Annotated in this window: 24 protein-coding genes; 14 read left to right on the top strand and 10 right to left on the bottom strand. The window is 69.6% G+C overall.

Translation table 11 applies throughout. The features are described 5' to 3' along the window. Positions 1–15: 15 nt before the first annotated feature. The 4 genes from AB0K67_RS24980 to AB0K67_RS24965 all read right to left on the bottom strand — a co-directional run bounded on the left by AB0K67_RS24980 (position 16) and on the right by AB0K67_RS24965 (position 6,008). Positions 16–1,536 carry a protein kinase family protein gene (locus tag AB0K67_RS24980; RefSeq protein ID WP_364064586.1) on the bottom strand — a complete coding sequence of 507 codons (1,521 nt, stop codon included), beginning with the start codon at positions 1,534–1,536 and terminating at the stop codon, positions 16–18. Positions 1,537–1,702: 166 nt separating this feature from the next. Further along, a complete protein-coding gene (gene murJ / locus AB0K67_RS24975) occupies positions 1,703–3,307 on the bottom strand; it encodes a murein biosynthesis integral membrane protein MurJ (protein ID WP_364064584.1) in 1,605 nt (534 codons plus the stop codon). Further along, entirely contained in the window at positions 3,304–5,463 is a 2,160-nt protein-coding gene (locus tag AB0K67_RS24970; RefSeq protein ID WP_364064582.1) for a Bbp16 family capsid cement protein, read from the bottom strand. Before AB0K67_RS24970 ends, murJ begins: the two co-directional genes overlap by 4 nt. A 20-nt stretch (positions 5,464–5,483) precedes the next feature. Then, complete coding sequence (locus tag AB0K67_RS24965; protein ID WP_364064579.1) at positions 5,484–6,008, bottom strand: YbaK/EbsC family protein; 525 nt, start codon at positions 6,006–6,008, stop codon at positions 5,484–5,486. 154 nt (positions 6,009–6,162) lie between these two features. Here AB0K67_RS24965 and AB0K67_RS24960 point away from each other — a divergent pair, with 154 nt between their 5' ends. Then, entirely contained in the window at positions 6,163–7,563 is a 1,401-nt protein-coding gene (locus tag AB0K67_RS24960; RefSeq protein ID WP_364064758.1) for a CCA tRNA nucleotidyltransferase, read from the top strand. On the opposite strand, the gene AB0K67_RS24955 is transcribed toward AB0K67_RS24960, so the two are convergent. Beyond that, entirely contained in the window at positions 7,540–8,826 is a 1,287-nt protein-coding gene (locus AB0K67_RS24955) for an MFS transporter (RefSeq protein WP_364064577.1), read from the bottom strand. The genes AB0K67_RS24960 and AB0K67_RS24955 overlap by 24 nt on opposite strands. Positions 8,827–8,904: 78 nt before the next feature. On the opposite strand from AB0K67_RS24955, the gene idi reads away from it, so the two are divergent. Then, positions 8,905–9,489 (top strand): isopentenyl-diphosphate Delta-isomerase, encoded by a 585-nt coding sequence (idi, locus tag AB0K67_RS24950; protein WP_364064575.1) that lies wholly within the window; start codon positions 8,905–8,907, stop codon positions 9,487–9,489. 125 nt (positions 9,490–9,614) lie between these two features. Here the strand turns inward: idi and AB0K67_RS24945 are convergent, their stop codons facing one another. Both AB0K67_RS24945 and AB0K67_RS24940 read right to left on the bottom strand, forming a co-directional pair. After that, on the bottom strand, positions 9,615–10,694 hold the full coding sequence (locus AB0K67_RS24945) for an inositol-3-phosphate synthase (RefSeq protein ID WP_364064572.1): 1,080 nt from the start codon (positions 10,692–10,694) through the stop codon (positions 9,615–9,617). A 13-nt stretch (positions 10,695–10,707) separates the two neighbouring features. Next, the gene (locus AB0K67_RS24940; protein ID WP_364064570.1) at positions 10,708–11,298 is read right to left on the bottom strand and encodes a PadR family transcriptional regulator; all 591 of its coding nucleotides are present in this window, start codon (positions 11,296–11,298) and stop codon (positions 10,708–10,710) included. A 132-nt stretch (positions 11,299–11,430) separates the two neighbouring features. Between AB0K67_RS24940 and AB0K67_RS24935 the strand changes: the two genes are divergently transcribed. From AB0K67_RS24935 to AB0K67_RS24920, 4 genes are all read left to right on the top strand, one after another. Beyond that, positions 11,431–11,817 carry a DUF5318 family protein gene (locus AB0K67_RS24935; RefSeq protein WP_364064568.1) on the top strand — a complete coding sequence of 129 codons (387 nt, stop codon included), beginning with the start codon at positions 11,431–11,433 and terminating at the stop codon, positions 11,815–11,817. 232 nt (positions 11,818–12,049) lie between these two features. Then, positions 12,050–14,692, top strand: a complete 2,643-nt coding sequence (locus AB0K67_RS24930; RefSeq protein WP_364064566.1) for a transglycosylase domain-containing protein — start codon at positions 12,050–12,052, stop codon at positions 14,690–14,692. Positions 14,693–14,700: 8 nt separating this feature from the next. Then, positions 14,701–16,029, top strand: a complete 1,329-nt coding sequence (locus AB0K67_RS24925) for a glycosyltransferase 87 family protein (protein ID WP_364064563.1) — start codon at positions 14,701–14,703, stop codon at positions 16,027–16,029. Then, positions 16,026–17,090 carry a mannosyltransferase family protein gene (locus AB0K67_RS24920; RefSeq protein WP_364064561.1) on the top strand — a complete coding sequence of 355 codons (1,065 nt, stop codon included), beginning with the start codon at positions 16,026–16,028 and terminating at the stop codon, positions 17,088–17,090. Before AB0K67_RS24925 ends, AB0K67_RS24920 begins: the two co-directional genes overlap by 4 nt. A gap of 90 nt (positions 17,091–17,180) precedes the next feature. Here AB0K67_RS24920 and AB0K67_RS24915 read toward each other — a convergent pair whose 3' ends face one another. Continuing rightward, positions 17,181–17,924 carry a deoxyribonuclease IV gene (locus tag AB0K67_RS24915; protein ID WP_364064559.1) on the bottom strand — a complete coding sequence of 248 codons (744 nt, stop codon included), beginning with the start codon at positions 17,922–17,924 and terminating at the stop codon, positions 17,181–17,183. A gap of 94 nt (positions 17,925–18,018) precedes the next feature. On the opposite strand from AB0K67_RS24915, the gene AB0K67_RS24910 reads away from it, so the two are divergent. Then, positions 18,019–18,195, top strand: coding sequence for a hypothetical protein (locus tag AB0K67_RS24910; protein ID WP_364064556.1), 177 nt, complete (start codon positions 18,019–18,021; stop codon positions 18,193–18,195). Between the two features lie 101 nt (positions 18,196–18,296). On the opposite strand, the gene AB0K67_RS24905 is transcribed toward AB0K67_RS24910, so the two are convergent. Beyond that, the gene (locus AB0K67_RS24905) at positions 18,297–18,614 is read right to left on the bottom strand and encodes a hypothetical protein (RefSeq protein WP_364064554.1); all 318 of its coding nucleotides are present in this window, start codon (positions 18,612–18,614) and stop codon (positions 18,297–18,299) included. A gap of 191 nt (positions 18,615–18,805) precedes the next feature. Here AB0K67_RS24905 and rpsF point away from each other — a divergent pair, with 191 nt between their 5' ends. From rpsF to AB0K67_RS24870, 7 genes are all read left to right on the top strand, one after another. Continuing rightward, complete coding sequence (gene rpsF, locus AB0K67_RS24900) at positions 18,806–19,096, top strand: 30S ribosomal protein S6 (RefSeq protein WP_364064552.1); 291 nt, start codon at positions 18,806–18,808, stop codon at positions 19,094–19,096. Positions 19,097–19,175: 79 nt separating this feature from the next. After that, positions 19,176–19,715, top strand: coding sequence for a single-stranded DNA-binding protein (locus AB0K67_RS24895; RefSeq protein ID WP_364064549.1), 540 nt, complete (start codon positions 19,176–19,178; stop codon positions 19,713–19,715). Between the two features lie 62 nt (positions 19,716–19,777). Further along, positions 19,778–20,014: a 30S ribosomal protein S18 gene (gene rpsR, locus AB0K67_RS24890; protein ID WP_020543048.1), complete on the top strand. Its 237-nt coding sequence runs from the start codon at positions 19,778–19,780 to the stop codon at positions 20,012–20,014. 15 nt (positions 20,015–20,029) lie between these two features. After that, entirely contained in the window at positions 20,030–20,476 is a 447-nt protein-coding gene (rplI, locus tag AB0K67_RS24885; protein ID WP_364064547.1) for a 50S ribosomal protein L9, read from the top strand. 467 nt (positions 20,477–20,943) lie between these two features. Then, a complete protein-coding gene (locus tag AB0K67_RS24880) occupies positions 20,944–21,804 on the top strand; it encodes an ABC transporter substrate-binding protein (RefSeq protein WP_364064544.1) in 861 nt (286 codons plus the stop codon). Next, positions 21,801–22,640 (top strand): amino acid ABC transporter permease, encoded by an 840-nt coding sequence (locus tag AB0K67_RS24875; protein ID WP_364064541.1) that lies wholly within the window; start codon positions 21,801–21,803, stop codon positions 22,638–22,640. Before AB0K67_RS24880 ends, AB0K67_RS24875 begins: the two co-directional genes overlap by 4 nt. Next, complete coding sequence (locus tag AB0K67_RS24870; protein WP_364064538.1) at positions 22,637–23,380, top strand: amino acid ABC transporter ATP-binding protein; 744 nt, start codon at positions 22,637–22,639, stop codon at positions 23,378–23,380. Before AB0K67_RS24875 ends, AB0K67_RS24870 begins: the two co-directional genes overlap by 4 nt. On the opposite strand, the gene AB0K67_RS24865 is transcribed toward AB0K67_RS24870, so the two are convergent. Further along, on the bottom strand, positions 23,377–24,855 hold the full coding sequence (locus AB0K67_RS24865) for an amino acid permease (protein ID WP_364064535.1): 1,479 nt from the start codon (positions 24,853–24,855) through the stop codon (positions 23,377–23,379). The genes AB0K67_RS24870 and AB0K67_RS24865 overlap by 4 nt on opposite strands. Positions 24,856–24,906 lie beyond the last annotated feature (51 nt).

The raw sequence follows: 24,906 nt of genomic DNA, 5'->3' as shown, positions 1-24,906 counted from the left end.
AAGAGAGATTCCTGATTATGCCGATCCGGGAGAGTGCACCACTACCTCATAGATGGTGCCATGAAAAGTGCCCGCATCCGTCGGAACGCGCGTAAACCAGATCAAAACGTACTGGCCGGTTACCGGTTGTTCCGGGGCGAGGGTGGTCTTACCTGCGGCGTTCTTCTTCGTGGCCACCGTCTTGAGCGCACTGAGCTCGGGCGCGTCGCCCACCTTCAGCTCGACGGTCGCGCCCGGCGCGTCGGACAGCGTAGCGACCACGTCGCTGATCTGCAGGGACTTGCCCATGTCGAGCAACAGGCCCACACCGTCCTTGAGGCGGCCCAGGTCGGCGCTGGTGTAGGTCTCGGTCTTCCACAACGTGCTCGGCTTGCCGTCGATGGCAAGCTTGGCCAGGTCGGGCTTCTCGTCGCCGTCGCCGAGCGGGTCGAAGCCCTGAGCCTTCTCCGGCTTGACCGCCTGCACCTGCACGGTCTGCGACGGCGACGCCGAGGGGCTGGCGCTGGCCGTCGGGGACGTCGCCGGGCTGCCCAGGCTGCGGCCGATCGTCCACGCGCCCACGCCGACGGCGGCGATCACGAGCAGCACCACGAGCGTCATCAGCACGCGGTTGAGCTTGCTGCCGCCACCGCCCGCCGGGCGGTACTGCGGCACCGGCGGCAGGGGAGGAGGCGGGGCGGCCTGCTGCCGATGCGCGATGTCGAGGCCCTCGGTGTGGGTGGCGGCGGCCACCGCCGGGGTCGAGGGGTAGGTGATGGGGATCGGCATCGGCCTGGCGACGTCGGCCAGCGCGTCGGCCACCTCGGCGGGGCTGGCGAGCGCGCCCTGGCCCCTGCGCGACTCCGGCAGGCAGGCGCGCACGGTGACCGTGTCGAGGTAGCTGGGCACGCCCGCGGTGACCTGGCGGGGCGTGCAGAAGTGGCCGTCGGTCATCGGGGCGGCGGGCAGGCCGCCCTCCTCCTCGTCGCCCGGCCAGTGGCCGGTCAGGCCCGCGTACAGCAGGCGGCCGAGCCCTTCGGCGTCGTCGAGCGCGGGCTGGTCGGTGGTCAGGCCGTACATGGCGGCGTCGACGGCCACGCCGAGCACCTTGACCGTGTTGCCGGTCGTCCACACCAGGTGGGACGGGCGCAGGCACAGGTGGTAGAGGTGCGCCTCGTGGGCGTGCGCGAGCGCCTCGGCGGCCTCGGCGACCAGCCCGGCGGCGCGCTCGGGCTCCAGCGGGCCACCCGCGAGCAGGTCGGTCAGCGACTCGCCGGTGACCCACTCGCTGACGACGTAGGCGTGCTTGTCGTCCTCGGCCGCGTCGAAGACCTGGGTCAGGCGCGGATCGGTCAGCCGGCTCGCCGCGCGGGCGGCCGTGACGACCTCGTGGACGCGCGGGAAGTCGGGCGCGAACGTGTGGACGGCGACGGGACGGGCGAGGATCTCGTCGATGGCCTTCCACAGGGTGGCGCCGTCGGACTCGCTGACGCGGTCCTCCAGCCGAAAACGCTCGGCGAGACGGGTGCCGGGTGCGACGGCCGACGTGCTGCTCACTGGCTCACTCCGCTTGGCCGATCGGGCGTGCTCATGGTCTGACTCACCTGCGTGGTCGTGTCCCACGAAGGCACGCTATGCCGGGTGGATCCGCCCACGCCCCTCCTGCTTCCATTCGCGCGTGTCGGCCTCCATGGTAGTGCCGAGGAGATTCCGCCCGCGTTCTTTACCGACCTACCCGCCTTGCGACCATCCCAACGATCGAGTTGACCTCTGGGATGCGCATTCTGTGGGCTACGCCGAGATAGAGCAACAGCCCCAGGCCGCCGCCGACCGCCAGGACGATCACGGAGTTGAGGAAGTCGAGGCCGCCGAAGGCGGTCGTGATCACCCAGACCGTCGCGAGCGCCAGCACGGCGGTGGGCAGCGCCGCGAGGTACATCCTGGTCATCGCCATGCCGATGGCCCAGCCGTCGAGGCCCCGCACCCGGCGGGCGGCCAGCCACCACGCGAGGACCGCGCCCAGCGCGTACGCCACCGCGTACGCCAGCGCCAGCCCCATCACCGCGTACCGGGGCGGCAGCACCAGGTGGGCGATCACCATGAGCAGCGCGTTCGTCGCGGTCGTGCCGGCCCCGATGAAGACGGGGGTGCGGGTGTCGCCGAAGCTGTAGAAGACCCGCAAAAGCAGCTGGAAGATCGCGAACGGCATCAGCGCGAGCCCGTAGACCTGCAGCACGTTGCCGATGTAGACGGCGTCGGCAACGGAGTTGGCGCCGTGGCCGTAGATCGGCACGGTGATCGCCGGCCCGACCACCATGAGCAGCAGCGACACCGGCACCATCAGCGCGCAGACCAGCCGCACGCTCGACCCGAACTCGGCCCGCACGTCGTCGAACCGGCCGTCGGCCACGGCCCGGCTCATCCTGGGCAGCATGGCGGTGATCACGGAGACGCCGATCACGCCGTACGGTAGCTGGAAGAGCTGGAACGCCAGCGTGTACGGGCTGATGCCGTGCCCCTCGACCACGTCACCGGCGGCGCTGGCCAGGTTGGTGGTCAGCATGAAGCCGGCCTGGGTGACGACGACGTAGCCGATCGTCCAGACGCCGGCCTTGGCCATCTCGCCGAGCCGGGCGTTGCGCAGGTCGAAGCGGGGCACGAACTGAAAGCCCGCCCGCCGCAGCGCCACGATCAGCACCGACGCCTGGGCGACGATGCCCGCCGTGGTGCCGAGGCCGAGCAGCGCCAGGTCGGCGTTGGTGACGGCCGCGACGTCGTCGCCGGAGCCGACCGCCGCGTAGAGCGCGAACACGCAGATGACGACCAGGTTGTTGACGACCGGGGCCCACATGGGGGCGCCGAAGCGGTCACGGGTGTTGAGAATGGCGCCGGCCACCGCGCCCACGCCGAAGAAGGCGAGCTGCGGCAGGATGAACCTGGCCAGCATGACCGCGACCTCGAACTCCCTGCTGCCCGGGTCCCAGACCGTGTAGAGGTCGATGAGCAGCGGCGCGGCCAGCACGGCCAGCGCGGCGACCGCGGCCAGCGCGACGGTGGCGAGCGTCAGCAGCCGCTGCTCGTAGGCCCGTCCGCCGTCGGCGTCGTGCTGCTGGGCCCGGACGATCATCGGCACGATCACGCTGCTCAGCACGCCGAGCAGCAGCAGGTCGAGGATGCTGTACGGGATCGCGTACGCGGCGTTGTAGGCGTCGCCCAGCGCCTTGGTGCCGATGGCGTAGGCCAGCACCATGGTCCGTACGAAACCGGTGACCCTGGACACCATGGTGCCCGCCGCCATGATGGCGCCGGCCCGCAGCATGCGGCTCATACGGTCTCACTCTCCCGGGTCTTGGCACGTGCGAGCTTCCGTTCGGACCTGCGCCGCAGCAGCCGCGTCACGACGGCGGCGAGCATCACGGTCAGCGCCGCGCCCACGATGACCAGGGCGATGCCGGTGTAGCCGGTGGTGCGGATCGTCAGCCGCTGCGGCTTGCCGTAGGGCTGGCCGTCGGCGGTCTTGAGCTGCACCGTCACCGTGGCGTCTCCGCTGGTGTCGGGGGTGGCGTTCATCGTCACCTGGAACGTGGTGCTCTGGCCGCTGCCGATCGTCCGCGTCTCCTGCGTGAGGCTGACCTGCAGCAGCTCGGGATTGTCGGACTTGACGTCGATGTACAGGGCGATGGGGCGGCCCATGTCGTTCTTGACGCTGATGGGCACCACGCCGTTGCTGCCCGCGAGGGTGCGCGGCCCGCCCACGCCGAAGATCTGCACCTTGTCGGTGGTCTTGGTGACGGCGGTGCTGACCATCTTCGCCGCGCCGCGGGCGGTGCGGGTCCTGTCGCGCCAGGCCGAGGAGGTCAGGCGCAGCACGGCGGAGTCGTAGGCGGACGGAGCGCGGTCCGTGGTGACGCTGGAGAGCAGCTGCGCCATGCGCCACGACTTCTTGACGGAGCCGAGGTACTTGCCGGACAGCTCCTGCTTGCGGTCCTGATCGGTGTAGGTCAGCCCGGCCCGCGGCACGGACGTCTTGGCCGGCTTGAGCGACTCCAGCGTGGTGAGCTGCAGCCAGGGCAGCCGCCCCGCGGTCTTGATGAGCGAGGTGACGAGCGACGGGTTGGGGTCCCAGCGCCGGGAGGGGGCGATGACCAGCGACCTCGGCTTGGTCTGGCCCGGCTCGGTGGCGATCACCGCGGTCTCGGCGATGAACCGCTGCCTGGTCAGCGCCTGCGACGTGGGCGCGGCCGGCTCGAACAGCCGGCTCAGCCCGGGGTCGGCGACCAGCGCCTTCACCGGGCCGTTGACCGAGTCGAGCGTCGCGGCGGCGTCGGGCGTGATGGCGACCGCCTGCTGCGGCGGGAGATTCTTGGCGTCGAGCAGCACGGTGTCGACGCCGCTGACCGCGAGCAGGTCGAGCGCGTCGAGGTCGAGCACGCCGCCGGCCGGCCAGTTGAGGTTGGTCTTGGCCTTGGTGCTGAGCAGCTGCTGTGCCTTCTGCCCGCCGAGCTGGATGGCTCTGGCGGTCTGCGCGTCGAGCCCCTGGTGCGCGAGCGCGGCGACGTCGGGATCGGCGTACGGGAGCGCGATCACCGGCGAGGCGGCGAGCGAGGTGCGCATGCTCGTCAGCCACTGCGAGGCGGCGGCGCTCGGCGGCTGCGACCGCTTGCCGCCCTTCGTCCTGACCTCGTAGCCCTGGGTCATCGCGTGGAGATCGTCGAGCAGCGCGGGATCGACCACCCAGGTGACGCTGCTCGGCACGGACTGCGCGATGCGCAGCAGGTCGGCCAGGCGGCCACGGCCCGACAGCGCCTGGTTCAGCTTGTCGTCGAGAAAGAGCGGACCCTTGCCGGGCGCCTCCGGATCCTCGTCGGTGGCTCTGCGCGGCTGGTCGATGATGGGCAGCGCGATGGCCAGCTTGTTGCGCGGCGGCCGCGGCTCGGTGGGCGGCGCGTACGTCAGGAACGTGCGCTGCGCGCTGATCGGCACACTCCACTGGGCGACGTCGACCGCGATGGGGTAGACGCCGAACTCGCGCAGGCCGAGCTGCGCGGGCGTGGCGGTGATCTCCCAGCGCGCGGTGGCGCCCGCGTTGAGCGGCTCGAGGTTCTGGAACGAGTTGCGCGTGGAGACGTTGACCGGGAGCGTCGCGTTGTCCTGGCTGGACTGGTAGGCGGCCAGCGAGGCACGGTCGGTGAAGCGCTGCGCGCTGTAGCGCAGGCGCACCTGCAAGCCGGACATCGCCGCGCCGGTGTCGTTGCGCACGGTGCCGGTGATCTTGATGACGTCGGTCAGGCTCCTGGGCACCTCGGGCGTGATCGAGGCGATGGACACGGCGAGGGTCTGCCGCCTGACCTCCGTCACGGCGGGCGTCACGGCAGCCTCACCGGGCGTGACCGCCAGCGTGGGGGAGAGCAACGCGGCGGACAGCGCGGCGAGTAGCGTGGCCTTACGGATCACGCCGAGGCCCGGGCGGGACGAGGACGACACACGCCCGCAATGGTACGGGCTCAGTGCCGTCCCGCGACCGCCGCACGCGGTCCTCGGTGGCGCGCGCCCCGTAGATCCACCATCTTTCCCGGCAGGACGGCCAGCAGGTCGAGCGCCCTCATGGCGAGCGCGGTATGCCGCTCACCGGTGGGCGTGTAAAGGAGCTCACGATCCTCGCGGATCCGGTCGTCGATGAGCATCGGCAGCGAGGCGGGCAGCAGCAGCGGGCACACGAGCCCGTGCGCGTAGTCGGTGGCGGCGTTGACCACGTGGGCGGGCGCGGGACGCACCTGGCGGGCGCCGAGCAGACCGCCGACCACGCCGGGCCTCGGCGGCGCGGAGACGGGGGTGGTGACGGCGATGACGACCTCGCTGCCGACCCTGGTCGTGACCTCGAGCACGGTGACCATCAGGCAGCGCCCGGCCGCCGCGTAGACCGTCTCCGGCAGCTCTTCGGCGCAAGTCATGGGACGCGGAAGGCGTACGATCTCATGATGGACCTGGTGTGCGAGGAGCCAGCGGTGGAGCGCGAGGGCGTCCTTCATATAGTCCTCCTTGCCTGGTTCACGTGCCCCCGACGGTCCCAAGACCGACGGTAACCCGGACCTGGTGTGGCTCGGGGGATATGTTCCGGAAGCGCACAAGAAGGCCGATCTCAGTTTGTCCGACGCAACTCTGACCGAAAGCCAGCAGCAGGCCATGAACGACCTGTTCCGCAAGATCGCCCCCGTGGCCGACGAGCTCGGCCGCCTGTTCGCCGCCCAGGGCCACGAGCTCGCCCTCGTCGGCGGGCCCGTACGCGACCTTTTGCTCGGGCGCAGCGGCAACGACCTCGACCTGACCACCGACGCGCGCCCTGAGCGGGTGCTGGAGATCGTCAGAGACTGGGCCGACGCCGTGTGGACGATCGGTATCGAGTTCGGCACGGTAGGCCTGCGCAAGGGCAACCGGCTGATCGAGATCACGACGTACCGCAGCGAGTCCTACGACCCCAAGTCGCGCAAGCCCGACGTCATCTACGGCGACACCCTCGAAGGGGACTTGGAGCGGCGCGACTTCGCGGTCAACGCGATGGCGGTGCGGCTGCCGTCGCACGAGTTCGTCGACCCCTTCGGCGGCATGCACGACCTGCGGGCGCGCCTGCTGCGCACGCCGGGCACCCCGGAGCAGTCGTTCGGCGACGACCCGCTGCGCATGCTGCGCGCGGCCAGGTTCAGCTCCCAGCTCGGCTTCACCGTCGATCGTGCGGCGGTGGCGGCGATGACCGCGATGGCCGACCGCATCGAGATCGTCTCGGCCGAGCGCATCCGCGACGAGCTCGACAAGCTGATTCTCGGCGCCCGCCCGCGCGACGGCCTGCGCCTGCTGGTCGACACCGGGCTGGCCGCCCACGTGCTGCCCGAGCTGCCCAAGCTGCGGCTGGAGATCGACGAGCATCACCGGCACAAGGACGTCTACGAGCACACACTGACCGTGCTCGACCAGGCCATCGCGCAGGAGGAGGACGGCCCCGACCGCATCCTGCGCTGGGCGGCGCTCATGCACGACGTCGGCAAGCCCAAGACGCGCCGCCACGAGCCGGGCGGGCGGGTGTCGTTCCACCACCACGAGGTGGTCGGGGCGCAGATGACGAAGAAGCGCCTGACCGAGCTGCGCTTTCCGAAGGACGTCGTCGCCGATGTCTCCCGCCTGGTGGAGCTGCACCTGCGCTTTCACGGCTACGGCACGGGGGAGTGGACCGACAGCGCCGTGCGCCGCTACGTCCGCGACGCCGGCCACCTGCTCACCCGGCTGCACAAGCTGACCAGGGCCGACTGCACCACCCGCAACAAGCGCAAGGCGGCGGCGCTCTCGCGCACCTACGACCACCTGGAGGAGCGCATCGCCAGGCTGGCCGAGGAGGAGGAGCTGGCCAAGATCCGCCCCGAGCTCGACGGCAACGAGATCCAGCGGGTGCTCGGCATCGGGCCGGGCCCGGTGGTGGGCAAGGCCTACAAGTTCCTGCTCGACCTCAGGCTCGACAAGGGCGTGATCGGCAAGGAGGCCGCCACCGAGGCGCTGCTGGAGTGGGCGCGGTCAACCGACCTCGGAGCGCGCTGACGCGGTGACCATCCGGTAGGCGAGCGCCGCCAGCGGGTAGCCGAGCGAGATGATCGCGACGGCGGCGTACGACTTGCCGTCCGGCGGCAGGATCGCCGCCGACAGGGCCGCGGCGAGCACGTACATGCCGTTGAAGAGCATGTCGTAGATGGAGAAGGCGCGGCCCCTGTAGATGTCCTCCACGTCGCGCTGGACGGTGGTGTCGGCGCAGATCTTCACGCTCTGCCCGGCCAGCCCCAGCACGAACCCGGCGATCGGCAGCCCCCACTCCTGGAACGGCAGCACCAGCGCCGCGGTCAGCACCCCGGCCGAGACCAGCGCGATCTGCACCCAGCGCTCGATGCCGAACCACTCGGTCGTGTACGGCGTGACGACGACCGCGATCGCGGTGCCGACGCCGGCGGCGACCACCACCAGGCTGATCCCGCGCAGCGCGGCCTCGGCGTCGCCGTCGGTGAAGTAGTAGCGGTAGAGGATGATGCCGAGCGCGGTGCACATGCCGAACAGGAAGCGGTGTGTGGCCATCGCGCCCAGCGTCGCGGCGGCCACCCGGTGGTGCAGCAGGTGGCGGGCGCCGTCGATGAGGCCGGTGACGACGTTGCGCAGCTCCTGGCGGGCCTGCGGCCGGTCGGGGTCGGGCCACGGGCCGAGCAGGTCGCGGTCCATCGTCCGCGCGACCAGGGCGCTCAGCGCGAACACCACGCCGGAGGTGACGAGCAGCAGCGCCACGCCCTTGTCATCGCCGCCGAAGATCTCGCGCAGCAGGAAACCGACGCCCGCGCCGACGAACGTGACGACCGTGCCCGAGGTGGGGACGACCGCGTTGGCCGAGATCAGCCGCTCCGGCGGCACCACGTGCGGCAGCGACGCGCCGAGCGCGGCCAGGAAGAACCGGTTGACTCCGAGCACGGCCAGCGCGGCCGCGTAGAAGGCGGGGTCGGGCACGTCGGAGGCCACCAGGGCGGCGGCGACGAGCAGCAGCGCGCCGCGCACGAACGGCGCCACCATGAGGATCTGCCGCCGCGACCACCGGTCGATGAAGACGCCGACGAAGGGTCCGAGCACGCTGTACGGCAGCAGCAGCACCGCCAGCCCGGCCGCCACCTCGATGGCGGTCGTCTGGTTCTCGGGGCTGAAGAAGGCGAACCCGGTCACCCCGAACTGGAAGATGCCGTCGGAGAACTGCGAGACCAGCCGGGTGCCGAACAGCCGCCTGAAGTCCCTGCCCCGCAGAACCGTGCGGAGATCGGCGACGAAAGACACGCCGTCAGCCTAGCCCGCGCCTGCCGGCCGGGTTTATGGGGTTCCAAGTGGTACTCATGATCACGTACGCTTCAAAGCGTGACGAGCGAGGAACACGTCGTGCTGGTCGACCGCGACGGTCACGCGCTGGGCACCGCGCCCAAGTCGTCGGTGCACGGCCGCGAGACCCCCCTGCATCTTGCCTTCTCCAGCTACGTCTTCGACTCGGACGGCCGGGTGCTGCTCACCAGGAGGGCCGATCACAAGCTGACCTGGCCCAGCGTCTGGACCAACAGCTGCTGCGGCCATCCCCTGCCGGGCGAGCCGCTCGACCGCGCGGTGGTGCGCCGGCTGTCGTACGAGCTGGGCCTGGTCGTCGAGAGCGCAGACCTCATGCTGCCCTCCTTCTCCTACCGGGCGGTGATGGCCAACGGCATCGTCGAGCACGAGCTCTGCCCGGTCTACCGGGTCACGGTCGACGCGCCCGTCACGCCGAACCCCGACGAGGTGGGGGAGACGTGCTGGATGCCGTGGAAGGAGTTCGCCGAGGGCGCCCAGAACGGCCTGCTGGCGATCTCGCCGTGGTGCAGGGAGCAGGTGCCGCTGCTGGTGGAGCTGGGCGCCGACCCGCTCGCCTGGCAGCCGGCCAGCCCTGAGGGCCTGCCGCCCGCCGCCAGGGGCTGAGCACGCGGCAGTCAAGCCGATCGGGCCTGAATGCCCGGGTGGCGCCGCGGGCCGGGGCCGTACATGGAGCGGCGCCGCGCCCCTCGATGTGAGGGGTCACGGCGCCGTCGGGAGCGTGTGACGGGTCAGCGCTCGACCTCGCCCCTGATGAACTTCTCGACGTACTCGCGGGCCTCGTCGTCGGAGTACTGCTGCGGCGGCGACTTCATGAAGTAGGAGGACGCCGACAGGATCGGACCGCCGATGCCCCGGTCGAGGGCGATCTTGGCGGCGCGCACGGCGTCGATGATGATGCCGGCGGAGTTCGGGGAGTCCCAGACCTCCAGCTTGTACTCCAGGTTGAGCGGCGTGTCGCCGAAGGAGCGGCCCTCCAGACGGACGTAGGCCCACTTGCGGTCGTCCAGCCACGGCACGTGGTCGGACGGGCCGATGTGGACGTCGGCCTTGGCCATCTCGTGCGGGATCTGCGAGGTGACCGACTGCGTCTTGGAGATCTTCTTCGACTGGAGGCGGGTGCGCTCCAGCATGTTCATGAAGTCCATGTTGCCGCCGAAGTTGAGCTGGTACGTGCGCAGCAGCTCGACCCCGCGGTCCTCGAAGAGCTTGGCCAGCACGCGGTGCGTGATGGTGGCGCCGACCTGCGACTTGATGTCGTCGCCGACGATCGGCACGCCCGCCTCGGTGAACTTCTCCGCCCACTCGGGGTCGGAGGCGATGAAGACCGGCAGCGCGTTGACGAAGGCCACCCCGGCGTCGATGGCGCACTGCGCGTAGAAGCGGTCGGCCTCCTCGGAGCCCACCGGCAGGTACGACACCAGCACGTCGACCTTGTTGTCGCGCAACACCTGGACCACGTCCACCGGGACCTCGTCGGACTCCTCGATGATCTCGCGGTAGTACTCGCCAAGGCCGTCGAAGGTGTGACCGCGCTGCACGGTGACCCCGGTCGGGGGCACGTCACAGATCTTGATCGTGTTGTTCTCGCTCGCGACGATCGCCTCGGACAGGTCGCGGCCGACCTTCTTGGCGTCCACGTCGAACGCGGCGACGAACTCGATGTCACCCACGTGGTAGTCGCCGAACTTCACGTGCATCAGGCCCGGGACTCGCGTGCCCGGATCCGCGTCCTTGTAGTAGTGAACGCCCTGGACCAGTGACGACGCGCAGTTGCCGACGCCGACAATGGCCACGCGAACCGAACCCATCGCACTCGCTCCCTTACTCATCAGTTGACGTGGTATCTCTCTCGGGCCCGCCTTCCGACGAGGCCCGACGCTCAGTTGCGATCAGCTCGTTCAGCCAGCGCACCTCGCGCTCGACGGACTCGAGTCCGTGGCGTTGCAGCTCGAGCGTGTAGCTGTCGAGTCGCTCCCTGGTGCGTGCCAGCGCGGTGCGCACCGCGTCGAGTCGCTCCAAAAGACGGCTGCGACGGCCTTCGAGAATGCGCAGGCGCACCTCGGCCTCCGTGTGCCGGAAGAACGCGAAGTGCACGCCGAAGCTCTCGTCCTCCCAGGCGGACGGCCCGGCTTGGGTGAGCAGCTCCTGCAGCCGTTCCTTGCCCTCGGCCGTCAGCTTGTAGACGATCTTCGATCTGCCGCCGACGATCGTGGAAGGAGCCGGCTGCTCCTCGGCGATGAGGCCCTGAGCGAGAAGCGATCGCAGACAGGGGTACAGCGACCCGTAGGAGAACGCACGGAACATCCCCAGCAGGGCGTTGAGCCGTTTGCGCAGCTCGTAGCCGTGGAGCGGCGTCTCGTGCAGCGACCCGAGCACGGCCAGTTCCAGCACCCTGCCCTGTCCGCTGGCCACTGGAACCGCCCCCTCTCGCGTCGATGTATCGAGCCGATACATCACGAGGATACGTCGCGGCGCTATATCGCGGCAATCGGCGAATCGCCAAGTCGTTGGGATCAAGCTCGGAAACGCCGTAGTGTGGCGCTCATGCGGTCGCAGAGAGGGGTGGTGGATTACGGCCTGGCGAAAAGGGCGGTGGTCCGCTCCCTTCGCGCCGGCCGGTCGTCGCGCCGCGACGTCTGTGACGCGCAGCCCTACCTCCTTCGCGCCGCCCGCCACTTCGGCGAGCCGACCGAACGCCCCTGCCCGGTCTGCGAGAGCAGGAACGTCACCGAGGTGACCTTCGTCTATGGCGATGCGCTCGGACGGCATGCCGGTCAGGCAAAGGTCGCGGCAGAACTCGCCGCAATGGCCCATGATTACGATGAGTTCCGGGCGTACGTTGTCGAGGTCTGCCAAGGTTGTTCCTGGAATCACCTGACGGTTTCGTACGTCCTCGGGAACGGACCGCCTGACCTCGTCGATCAAGCGTGAAACCCGAGGGCGGCGAGCAGCCTCACGCCCGACCGCCGTTTTGTTCCGAACAAGGTTGCGAGGACGTGTGAGTAACAGCATGAATGAGGGGACGGCACGCCCGGGAAGGCGCCGTCGCTCCAGCTCATCCCGTTCTGTGCCCCCGGGTTCTCCTCCGCAAACCGGCGAGCCGGGTTGGAGTGCTGCGCAGCAGCCGCGTCGTCCTGAAGCCGCCTATGAGCAGACCGGCGCCATGGCCGCGCCGTCGTTCGACGACGACCCTCCGCCACCCAGACGGGCGAGGGCCGATTACGCCCGTGAGCGTGGTGAGCGCCCCCAGCGGGGCGGATATGAACGGCGTGGCGACTATGCGCACGCGCGCGGCGACGAACGGCGTGGCGACTACGCGCACGCGCGCGGCGACGAACGGCGCGGCGACTACGCGCACGCGCGCGGCGACTTCGCGCAGGAGCGCGGCGACCGGCCGCCGGCGCGTTCCCGCGCCCGCCACGACACGCGCGCGGCGAGCCACGAGGAGACGATCGTCAGCGACGGCCCCCGGCGCTCGCGCCGCCGCGGCTCCTCCGGCCCGCCGTCGGAGCCGCCCGAGCCGCCGGTCAAAAGAGGCGGCGGCGGTCGCGGCGGCTGGCGCAGGTTCCTGCCGAGCTGGAAGATGGTCGTGGCCGGCGTCGTGGTGCTCGCGGCCGGCGTCTTCGGCATGATCATGGTGGCGTACGCCAACACGCCCGTGCCCGACGAGGCTCAGGCCCAGGCGATCGCCGAGCAGAGCACCATCTACTACCGCGACGGCAAGAGGCCGATCGCCACGCTCGGCTTCAAGCGTGAGAGCGTCCCGATCACCGAGATGGCCGACACCGTCAAGGACGCCGCCATCGCGATCGAGAACAAGACGTTCTGGGAAGACTCCGGCATCTCCATCACCGGCATGATCCGCTCGCTGTGGAGCACGGTCAGCGGCCAGCAGCTCCAGGGCGCCTCGACGATCACCCAGCAGATGGCCCGTAACTACTACGACGGCCTCAGCCAGGAAGTGTCGATCAAGCGTAAGGTCATGGAGATCATGGTCGCGGTCAAGCTCGACGAGGAGCTGACCAAGGAACAGATCCTCCAGAACTACCTCAACACCATCAACTTCGGCCGCGCCTACGGCGTCGAGGCCGCCGCGAAGGCGTACTTCCCCGGCAAGAACGTCCACGCCAAGAACCTCACCCCCGAGCAGGGCGCCTACCTCGCCGCGCGCATCCAGCGGCCGAGCTGGGACCACGACGCGCCCGCGCTCAAGGCGCGCTGGAAGACCGTCATCCAGTACATGGCGGAGCAGTGGCCCGAGAAGTACGGGAACCTGCCGAAGACCGCGAAGTTCCCCAAGACCCGGGCGAAGGTGTCCGACAACGAGATGGGCGGGCTCAGGGGCTACATGGTCGAGCAGGTGCTGAAGGAGCTCGAGGGCCGCGGCCTGACCCGCGACAAGGTCAGGAGCGGTGGCTTCAAGATCATCTCCACCTTCGACAGAAAGCTCATGCTGCATGCGAAGACCGCGGTCAAGGAGACGATGAAGGCCTACAACATGTCCACGGAGTTCCACGCCGGCCTGGCCGCGGTGAACCCGAAGAACGGACGCGTGCTGGCCTTCTACGGTGGCGACGACTTCGTCACCGACCCGTGGAACGAGCCCTTCCAGTCGACCAAGCAGGCCGCGTCGGCGTTCAAGCCGTACGTGCTGGCGGCCTGGCTGCAGGCGGGCTACTCGCTCAAGAGCTACGTGCCGGGCAACGAGACGGTGCCCAAGGAACTGCCGGGCCAGCAAGTGGGCGGCTTCAGGAACAGCCACAACGTGGGCACCGCCGTCGATGTGATCAAGGCCACGGCGCAGTCGGTGAACACGGCGTACGTGTCGATGGCCTACGCGCTGCCCAACAAGCTCGACGACGTCAAGAACCTCGTCAAGGAAGCCGGCTTCAACGAAAAGCGCATGGATCAGGACGTCGAGGAGCACCAGTACCAGTTCGCCATCGGCAGCGCTCTGGTGACGCCGGTGGAGCAGGCGGCCGGCTACTCCATCTTCGCCAACGGCGGCAAGTACACCCCCTACCACGTGGTGCAGCAGGTCAAGGACCGCGACGGCAAGGTCGTCTACCCTGAGATGGCCCCGAGCAAGCGGGTCATCGACGAGGACGTCGCCGCGGACGCGACGGTCGCCATGCAGGAGGTGCTCAAGTCCGGCACCGCCGCCGGCAAGGGCCTCGGCGCCCGCCCGGCGGCCGGCAAGACCGGCACCAACAACGACGAGAAGGAAGCCTGGTTCGTCGGCTACACGCCGCAGATCTCCACGGCGGTCGGCTTCTACCGCGAGCAGTGCGTGACGAAGACCGGCAAGGTCGTCCCGCCCGAGCACTCCAACTGCCCGATCTACCGCAAGGGCAGCAAGAAGTACGGCCCGAACAACCCGTACACCAGGGTCAAGGAGGTCTCCCTGGGCTTCGAAGGCGCGGGCCCGCCCACGATCGTCTGGCAGAAGTTCATGCAGCTCGCCCACGAGGGCCTGCCGATCGAGAAGTTCCCCGAGCGGGCCGAGGTCGGCACGCCGGAGAACATCGTGCCGAGCCCGACGCCCACGCCGACCCCGACGCCCGAGGCCGACGACGAGCCGCTCGACACCGGCGACCCGTTCGGCGACCAGAACCAGGACTGCCTGGTCAACTGCGACGTCGACGAGGGCCCGACCCTCCCCGAGGGCGACGTCGACACCGGGATGGACGACAGCGACCAGCTCGGCCTGCCCGACAGCGACGTGGACACCGCAGGGGGCGGGGCGGTGCCGCACGCCAGGCCGAGCGGCGCCCGGCCCGCACCCGCCAGGCACGAGGACCAGTGACGCGGCCGGTGACGCAGCCAGCGACCGAGGCACGCGCCCCGTGGGTGGCGCGTGCCGTGCCGTACCTGCCCCTGGGGCTCATCGCGGCCCTGGGGGCGAGCCTCGCGTACGTGGTGCGCCTGCCGTGCCGTACGGGCGGCTGGAACGACCAGGTCACCACGTACACGAACTTCTGCTACACCGACATCTACCCCCTGTACTTCGACCGCGCCCTCGACAGGGAGAACCCCTACTTCGCCGCGGTGCCGTTCGACAAGCAGGTCGAATACCCGGTGGTGCTGGGCGAGGTCATGCAGGTCATGAGCTGGATCGCCCGCGCGCTGTCCCCCGACACGGTCACCCAGGCGGTGCGCTTCTACGACCTGACCGTGATCCTGCTCGGCCTCTGCCTGGTGGGCGGGGTGCTGCTCATGGCGGCGGTGGCCGGCCCGCTCAGGCGCTGGGACCCCCTCTGGTACGCGATCTCCCCGGCCGTGGTGCTGGCCGCGTACATCAACTGGGACCTGGTCGCCGGCGTGCTGTCCATGGGCATGCTGCTGGCGTGGAAGCGCGAGCGGCAGGTGCTCGCCGGCGTGCTGCTCGGGCTCGCGATCGCGACGAAGTTCTATCCGCTGATGTTCGTCGGCGCGCTGTTCCTGCTGGCGTGGCGCTCCGGCCGATGGCGGCCGTTCCTGGAGACGCTGGGCGCGGCGGCGGCGGCCTGGCTCCTCGTCAACCTGCCCTTCATGATCTTCGCGTGGGACGGCTGGCGCCGCTTCTACGTCTTCTCCCAGGAGCGCGGGGTCGACTGGGGCTCGCCGTGGCTGTTCTTCCAGACCAAGGGCTGGCCGATCCTCGGCGATACCGACGTGAGCACGCTCGGCATGCTCTCCCTGGCCATTCTGTGCCTGGGCATCGCGGTGCTGACGCTGGCCGCGCCGCGCCGGCCCCGGCTGGCTCAGATCTGCTTCCTCGCGCTGGCCGCGTTCATGATGACCAACAAGGTCTGGTCGCCGCAGTTCGTGCTGTGGCTGGTGCCGTTCGCGGTGCTGGCCAGGCCCAACTGGAAGCCGCTCGCGCTGTGGCAGCTCGCCGAGGTGTGGTACTTCGTGGCGATCTGGCTCTACCTGCTCTCGCAGCCGCCGCTGGGGCGTGAGGACCTGGGCATCGGCGACGACACGTACTTCACCGCCGTGTGGGGGCGGATCATCACCATCGCCATCATGATGGCGTTCGTCGTGCGCGACATTCTCAAGCCCGACAAGGACGTGGTGCGCGCGGCGGGAGCCGACGACCAGACGGGCGGCGTGTTCGACGGCGCCCCTGACCGGTTCACCTTGGCGTCCCTGGTCAGATGATCACGCGGTCTGCCGCACGGGACGCGCTGCTGCTCTGGTTCGGCTCGCGTGCCGGGCTGCTGGTGGCCACCCTGCTCGGCACCACCCTGGCCGGATACGCCGACAAGTGGCGCAAGTGGGACACCACGCTGTTCGTCACCATCGCCGAGTACGGCTACGACGGCGAGCCCGGCAGGCCGCCCGACGACGGCCTGCCCGCGTTCTTCCCCGGGCTGCCGATGGCGCTGCGGCTGGTGCACCTCGTCGTGCCCGACTGGGCGGCGGCCGGGCTGCTGGTCTCGCTGGTCTCCGGCGCGGTCGCCATGGTGGCGCTGGCCCGGCTCGCCGAGGTCGAGGGCGCCCCTGGGTGGATGGCGGTGCTGGGACTGCTGGCCTTCCCCATGGCGGTGTTCCTGGCCGCCGGCTACAGCGAGTCGCTCTTCCTGGCCTTCGCGATCCCGGCCTGGCTGGCCGCCCGCCAGGGCCGCTGGCCGGCGGCGGCACTGCTGGCGGCGGGCGCGTCGTGCGTGCGCATCACCGGGTTGTTCCTCGCCGTGGCGCTCGTCGTGGAGTACGTGGTGCGCAGGGAGCCGGTGCGCCGGGCCGCCTGGCTGGCGGTGCCGTTCCTGCCGCTGGCGGCGTACTCGTTCTACCAGTACCGCAGGACCGGCGACTGGCTGGCGTGGAAGCACGCGCAGGAGGCCGGCTGGGGGCGCGACTTCGCCTGGCCGTGGGAGGCGTGGCGGACGACCTGGCGCTCGGCGATGGGCTCCGACGACTTCGCGGTGGCGTTCCGCATGGAGATCGCCGGAGCCGTGGTGGTCGTGGCCGCGCTCATCTGGCTGCTCGTGCTGCGCAGGTGGAGCGAGGCGGTGTACGCGGGCGGGCAGGCGGCGGCGCTGATGACGTCGGCGTACTACCTGTCGATCCCGCGCTCGCTGCTGCTGTGGTTCCCGCTGTGGGTGCTGCTCGCCCGGGTGTCGGCCCGCCGCCCCTGGCTGATGGCGCTCTACGTGTTGATCTCTGGGCCGTTGATGCTGGTCAACACGGCCAGATTCCTCAGCGGCGCGTGGGCGGGCTGATCTTCTTACCCACTTTCTTCTCTGGGTAATCCAGGGAAGTTATCCACAGCCTGTGTGTATTCGCTGAAGGTTTTTCCTCAGGAACGTTCGCTAGAGGTTCTTCCTCAGGAACGCGATGTCCTCGGCCTGGCCCTCGCGCGGCGTCTCCACCACGATCGGCGCGCCCGCCGCCCGGCACACCGCCAGGATCAGCTCGGGGTCGATCTTGCCCTGGCCGATGTTGGCGTGGCGGTCCGCGCCGGAGCCGAAGTCGTCGCGCGAGTCGTTGCAGTGGACGAGGTCGATGCGGCCGGTGATGGCCTTGACCCGCTCGACCACGTCGACCAGCTCCTCGCCGCCCGCGTGCGCGTGGCAGGTGTCGAGGCAGAAGCCCACGTCGAACCCGTCGAGCGCGTCCCACAGCCGCGCGATGCGCTCCAGCTTGCGCGCCATCGCGTTGCCGCCGCCCGCGGTGTTCTCGATCAGCACGGGGATCGGGCACTCCATGCGCTCGAACACCTTGCGCCAGTTGTCGAAGCCCGCCTGCGGGTCGTCGTTCTTGTTGACGTGGCCGCCGTGCACGACCAGGCCCTTGGCGCCGAGGCTCGCCGCCGCCTTGAGGTGCTGCTCCAGCAGCTTGCGGCTGGGGATCCTGATGCGGTTGTTGGTCGTCGCCACGTTGATCAGGTACGGGGCGTGGATGTAGATGTCGACGCCCTCGACCGGCTTGGCGGGCAGCACCGGCTTGTCGTAGCCCTGCGGGTCGCCGAGGAAGAACTGCACCACCTCGGCCCCCACCTCGGCGCCCCTGGCGGCGGGATCGTCCTGATCGACGTGAGCTCCGATTCGCACCATGCGGTAAGGCTATCCGCCGCCCGAGCGGGAGGCGGCCGGGTTTGGCCGGTGTGCCCCAGGGCAGCCGGGAGGCCCCCGACACGAGGAGTCCCCCATGAGCCGCTGGCGCTTACGCGCGCTGATCGTCGCCGTCTACGTCGTCGTCGGCCTTTACGTCGCCTGGGTCCACGACTACATTACGCCGGGACTGCTGAGGGACGTCGCCGAGGCGCTGCTCGCGGTCTTCCTGTGGTTCCTGGTGCTCCTCGGCATCGACCTGCACATCGGTTGATCTCGGCCGTTTCCCTACAGAGCAGATCGTTTCTCTACAGAGCAGATACGGAACGGCCCCGGAGCGCGTACGCCCGGGGCCGTCCGCTCGTGCGCGCGGGGTCAGGGGTTCGGGAGGAAGCCGCCGTGAGCGATGCCGAGCGCGGCTCCCACGAACGACCCGACGAGACCCACCACGTTGAGCGAGCGCTGCGGCGTGGTCGCCGAGATGTACTGCGAGTACAGGCCCACGCCGAAACCGAGCGTGCCGAACCACGACGAGATCACGTGCGCCGAGGGCCAGAACGTCGCGACGAATGCCACCACGCCGCACACGAGCGTGATGATCGCGAAGGTGTTCTCGGCGCGATGCGGACGTCCGTCGGTGTTGAGCGTGAACCTGAAGCGCTCCCTGTCGGAGGGCTGAAGCACTTGTGGCACAGCCACCACCCCCTTGGTTTCCATAGGGCCTTCCCATCGAGCAGCGGCTGGTAACCTGGGGCACGCTGCGCTGCGACGGGTGACTCGTCGCCCCGGGGTGCCGAAAGGGGCCCGCCGGGCTCAGGCGTCAGCGTCCTCCTGTCACGGCAGAGCGTCGTGACCGCAAAAGTCCAGAGGAGGTAGGAGTCCGCATGCGTCGTTACGAAGTAATGGTCATCCTGGACCCTTCGCTCGATGAGCGCACCGTCGCTCCGTCCCTCGACCAGTTCCTCTCCGTGGTCCGCAACGACGGCGGCACCGTGGAGAAGGTCGACGTGTGGGGTCGCCGCCGGCTCGCGTACGACATCGACAAGAAGTCCGAGGGCATTTACGCCGTCATCGACCTGTCCGCGAACCCCGCGACGGTCAAGGAGCTCGACCGCCAGCTCAACCTCAACGAGGGTGTCCTGCGCACCAAGGTCCTGCGTCCGGACGTGCACTAACCTCCGGTTTTTTGTCGGGGAAGCCCCGTACTCTGAGCCGTAACCCAAGCGAAGGCGTGCAGGAAGGCGAGCGCTAGCCATGGCAGCAGGCGACACCGTAATCACCATCGTCGGCAACCTCGTCGACGACCCGGAGCTGCGCTTCACCCCGACGGGGCAAGCGGTGGCTCGATTCCGCATCGCGTCCACTCCGCGGTACATGGATCGGCAGACCAACGAGTGGAAGGATGGCGAAAGCCTCTTTCTGACCTGCAACGTCTGGCGGCAGGCGGCGGAGAACGTCGCCGAGAGCCTTCAGCGCGGCATGCGGGTCATCGTGCAGGGGCGGCTCAAGCAACGGTCCTACGAGACCAAGGAAGGCGAGAAGCGCACGGTCTACGAGGTCGAGGTCGACGAGGTCGGCCCGTCCCTGCGTAACGCGACCGCCAAGGTCAACCGCACCTCCCGTCAGGGCGGCGGCGGCTTCGGCGGCGGTCCGGTCGATGACCCCTGGGCCTCCGCGACGCCCGCCCCGCCTCAGGGCGGCGGCTACCAGGGCGGTGGCGGCGGCTTCGGCGGCCCGCAGGGCGGCGGTGGCTTCGGCGGCGGCAACGACTTCAGCGACGAACCGCCTTTCTAAACCTGTCCACAAGCCCGAGTCCATTCCCGCTTTGACGGCGGGGCTCTGAAAGGAGCACCACGATGGCTAAGCCGGCACTGCGCAAGCCGAAGAAGAAGGTTTGCCTGTTCTGCCACGACAAGATCTCCTACGTCGACTACAAGGACACGGCCCTGCTGCGGAAGTTCATCTCCGACCGCGGCAAGATCCGTGCGCGCCGGGTGACGGGCAACTGCACCCAGCACCAGCGCGACGTGGCGACGGCGATCAAGAATGCCCGTGAGGTGGCCCTGCTGCCTTACACGAGCACGGCGCGCTAAGGGAGGTTCGTCGACATGAAGCTCATCCTCACCAACGAGGTCTCCGGCCTCGGCACCCCCGGCGACGTCGTGGAGGTCAAGGACGGCTACGGCCGTAACTACCTCATCCCGCGCGGCTACGCCATGCGCTGGACGCGCGGCGCCGAGAAGCAGATCGAGGCCATCCGCAAGGCGCGCGACGCGCGCGAGATCCGCGACCTCGGCACCGCCAAGGAGGTCGCCGGCCAGCTCGGCGCGCTGCGCGTGCGCCTGGCCACCCGTGCCGGCGAGTCGGGCCGGCTGTTCGGCTCGGTCACCTCGGGCGACATCGTCGAGGCCGTCAAGGCCGCCGGCGGTCCCGAGCTCGACCGCCGCCGCATCGAGATCCCCAACCCGATCAAGAGCGTCGGCTCCCACCGGGTGACGGTCAAGCTCCACCCGGAGGTCTCCGCGTCGGTCGACGTCGAGGTCGTCGCGGGCTGACCTTCAGCAAGCAGCGGGCCCCCTTCTCAGGGGGCCCTTCTGTTTTCCCACCCTTCTTCGTACGAACGGCTCCCGCCCCGCACCACTCGCCCCGCGCCACTCGCCCCGCGCCACTCGCCCCCGCGCCACTCGCCCCCGCGCCACTCGCCCCCGCACCACTCGCCCCCGCGCCACTCGGCCCCGCGCCGGTCTTACCGCGCCGCTCGATCTCCGCGCGCTGGCCCGGCCGCTTTGAGGCCCGGCCCACGCCACCTCGCGCCACCTCACGTCACCCGCGATCCTGCGTGTCACGTTCGCGATGCCGTGCGTCACCCCCGATGCCGCGGGGTCCGGTCTTGTGCCGGTCGGCTGCGAGGCGGTGGGGTGCCGGGATTGGGGTGGTGGGCGGCACCCTGGGGGCGGATTTCCGATACGAGCAGCGTAGAATCGCCTCGATCTTTCGCACGTTCCCCCTGGAGGCAGAGGCCATGGCCCGTCCCTCGATGCTGCTCGCACTCGGAGCACTGGCGGCGGCGACCGTCGCGTGCGCCCCGGTCGACGACACGGCGAGCGTCGCGGCCCCCACCACCTCCACCGCGTGCACCAAGGACCAGCTCGCGCTGAAGACGCCGGGCAAGCTCACCATCGGCACCGACAAGCCCGCCTATGAGCCGTGGTTCAAGGACGACGACCCGAGCAACGGGCAGGGCTTCGAGAGCGCGGTCGCGTTCGCGGTGGCGGGGGAGCTGGGCTTCGACCGCGACGAGGTGCAGTGGACGACGGTCAAGTTCGACAACGCGTACGCGCCGGGCGAGAAGACCTTCGACTTCGACATCAACCAGGTCTCGATCACCCCGGAGCGGGCCCAGGCGGTCGACTTCAGTAAGGGCTACTACACGGTCAAGCAGGCCGTGGTGGCGGCCGAGGACGGCAAGTTCGCCAAGGCGAAGAGCCTGGCCGAGCTGAAGGACGCGAAGATCGGCGTACAGGTCGGGACGACCTCGTTCAACGCGGTCAAGAACGTCATCAAGCCGTCCGCGGACCCGAACGTCTACAACGACCAGATCGACGTCGTGAACGCGCTGAAGAACAAGCAGGTGGACGCGGTCGTGGTGGACCTGCCGACGGCGTTCTACGTCACCGCCGCGCAGGTGGAGAACTCCACGATCGTCGGCCAGTTCGGCTCGTCGGGCGACACGCCTGAGGAGTTCGGCCTGGTCATGGCCAAGGGCAGCGCGCTCAAGCCGTGCGTGGACAAGGCCATCGACGCGCTGAAGTCCAAGGGCGACCTGGCCAAGATCGAGGAGCAGTGGCTGGGCTCGGCGGCGGGCGCGCCCGAGCTGAAATGAGCGAGTGGGTCAAGTCTGAGCGGCAGGTCGAGCGGGAGCGTGTCCGCAGGTCGCACGGCCGCCGCTCGGCCTCGATCGCGACGGCGTCGACGGTCGTCTTCCTGGTGCTGGTGGTCTGGGGCGTCACCAGCTCGCCCGGCTGGCCGGCCGTGCGCAGGACGTTCTTCGACGGTGAGCAGTTCGTCGCGGCGATACCCGACGTGCTGAGCGGGTTCGTGCTCAACATCAAGATCTTCCTGATCGCCGAGGTGCTGGTCCTGGTGATCGGGCTCCTGGTCGCGCTGGCCAGGGGCATCACCGCGCCCGCGTTCTTCCCGATCAGGATGCTGGCCACGCTCTACACCGACGTGTTCAGGGGCGTGCCGACGATCCTCGTCATCTACCTGATCGGGTTCGGACTGCCGGCGCTGCGGCTGCAGGGCATCCCGACGGACCTCGCGACGCTGGGCATCATCGCGCTGACGCTCTCGTACGGCGCGTACGTGGCCGAGGTGTTCAGGGCGGGCATCGAGTCGGTGCACCCGAGCCAGATCGCGGCGGCGCGCTCGCTGGGGCTGAGCCACGCCAAGACGATGAGGTTCGTGGTCGTGCCGCAGGCCACCCGCCGGGTCATCCCGCCGCTGCTCAACGACTTCGCCTCGTTGCAGAAGGACTCGGCGCTGGTGGCCACGATCGGGCCGCTGGAGGCGCTCAGGCAGGCGCAGATCCACAGCGCCCAGAGCTTCAACTACACGCCCTACCTGGTGGCGGCCCTGCTGTTCATCCTGCTCACGATCCCCATGGCCAGGTTCACCGACCATCTGGCCGCACGCACCCGCAGGAGGCGCGGCGCATGAGCGTCCTGACGATCGAGGGCGTGTGGAAGCACTTCCGCGGCAACAGCGTGCTGCGTGGCATCGACCTGGAGGTGGCGCCGCACGAGGTGGTGAGCCTCATCGGCGCGTCCGGTTCCGGCAAGTCCACGCTGCTGCGCTGCATCAACCTGCTGGAGACGGTGGACGACGGCGCCATCTACCTCGACGGCGACGAGATCACCGACCCCCGGGTGGACGCCGACCAGGTGCGCAAGCGGCTCGGCATGGTGTTCCAGGCGTTCAACCTGTTCCCGCACATGACCGTGCTCGACAACGTCACGCTCGCGCCCCGGCAGGTGCACGGCGTGGCCAAGGCGCAGGCCGAGGAGCAGGCGCATGAGCTGCTGAAACGCTTCGGGCTGGCCGACAAGGCCCGCGCCTACCCCGACCAGCTCTCCGGCGGCCAGCAGCAGCGTGTGGCCATCATCAGGGCGCTGGCCACGCAGCCCAGGCTGATGCTGCTCGACGAGGTCACCTCGGCGCTCGACCCGCAGCTCGTGGTCGAGGTGCTGGGGATCATCAGGGAGCTCAAGGAGTCGGGCATGACGATGATCCTCACGACGCACGAGATGTCGTTCTGCCGGGACATCTCCGACACCGTGTGCTTCCTGGACGGCGGCGTGCTCCTGGAGAAGGGCCCGCCGGAGAAGATCTTCAGCGAGCCCGAGCATCCGCGGACGCGCGAGTTCCTGCGCAGCGTGCTGGAGTCGGGCCGGTTCTAGCGGCGGTGGCGGCCGCCGTGGGCGGGCCTCAACGGCTCGGTGCGCGGGCGGGCGAGGAGGCTGTTGCGGCGGCCGTACACGAGGTAGACGAGCAGGCCGAAGGCCATCCACAGCACGAACCACGCCCAGGTGAGCAGGCGCAGGTTGACCATCAGCCAGAGCGTGGCGAACAGCGACAGCGCGGGCAGCAGCGGCGCGAGCGGCACCCGGAAGCCGCGCTCCAGGTCCGGCATGCGGCGGCGCATCACGATCACGCCGGCCGCCACGAACGCGAACGCGAACAGCGTCCCCATCACCACGAGCTCGCGCAGCGGCACCACGGGGACGAACTCCGCCAGCACGATCGCGATGAGCCCGATGACCAGCGTCACCCGTGACGGCGTGTGGTAGCGGCGGCTGACCTTGGCCAGCCCGCGCGGGATCAGCCCGTCGCGCGCCATCGAGAACAGCACCCGCGTCTGTCCCACGATCAGCACGAGGATCACGGTGGTGAGCCCGAGCACCGCTCCCGCGTCGATGACGTGGGCCATCCAGCCGAGCCCCGCCGCCTGGAACGCGCTGGCCAGCGGCGCCTCCTCGGAGATCTTGGTGTACGGCACCATGCCGACCATGACCAGGCCGACCGCGATGTAGATGACGGTGGTGATGACCAGGCTGCGGATCATGCCTTTGGGCACGGCCTCGCGCGGGTTCACGGTCTCCTCGGCCGAGGTGGCGACGATGTCGAACCCGACGTACGCGAACGCGATCGCCGAGGCCGCGGCGAAGATGCCGAACCAGCCGAACGCCTGCCCCTCCCCGATGAGGGTCTCCAGCACGGTGGCGGGCGGGGTGTCGAGGGTCTTGGGCGGTACGACGAAGCCGCCGAAGTTGGCCGGGTCGATGTGCGGCAGGCCGACGGCGATGACCGCGCCGATGGCCAGCAGCTTCGCCGCCACCATGATCCACAGTGCCCGCAGCCCCACCCGCGCCCCCAGCGCCACAATGCCGGTGAGCAGCACGAGGATGACGAACACGAGGATGTCCTGGACCAGCTCGGCGTTCGGGACGCGGATGCCGAAGTTGCCGATCGCGCCGACCGCGATCGCGCCCCACGCCCTGGCCACCAGCGCGGCGGCGAGCTGTAGCTCCAGGATCAGCGCCCAGCCGATGATCCACGCCCAGACCTCGCCGAAGATGACGTACGTGAACGTGTAGGCGCTGCCCGACGTCGGCATCGTCGAGGCCAGCTCCGCGTAGCACAGGCAGGCCAGCATGCAGGCGATGCCGGCGATCATGAAGGACAGGATCACGCCGGGGCCCGCCGTGGTCGCGGCCTGCTCACCGGCGATGCTGAAGATGCCCGCGCCGATCATCACGCCGAGTCCGAGCACGACCAGGTCGGCCGGCCGGTACACCTCGGCAAGGCTGTGCCGGGCGCCCGTACGCAGTCCGGTGGCCTCAGAAGGCGGCAGTCTTCGCAGAATCGTGGACAAAGCACACCCCGCTCAGGGAATGCGCCTACTCTGCTCCACCCCTTCGGTAAC

The sequence above is a fragment of the Nonomuraea sp. NPDC052634 genome (assembly GCF_040678535.1).
Classification (GTDB): Bacteria; Actinomycetota; Actinomycetes; order Streptosporangiales; family Streptosporangiaceae; genus Nonomuraea; species Nonomuraea fastidiosa.
Note: the sequence above shows the minus strand (reverse complement) of the source record. Positions and strands in the feature narration are given on the sequence as shown.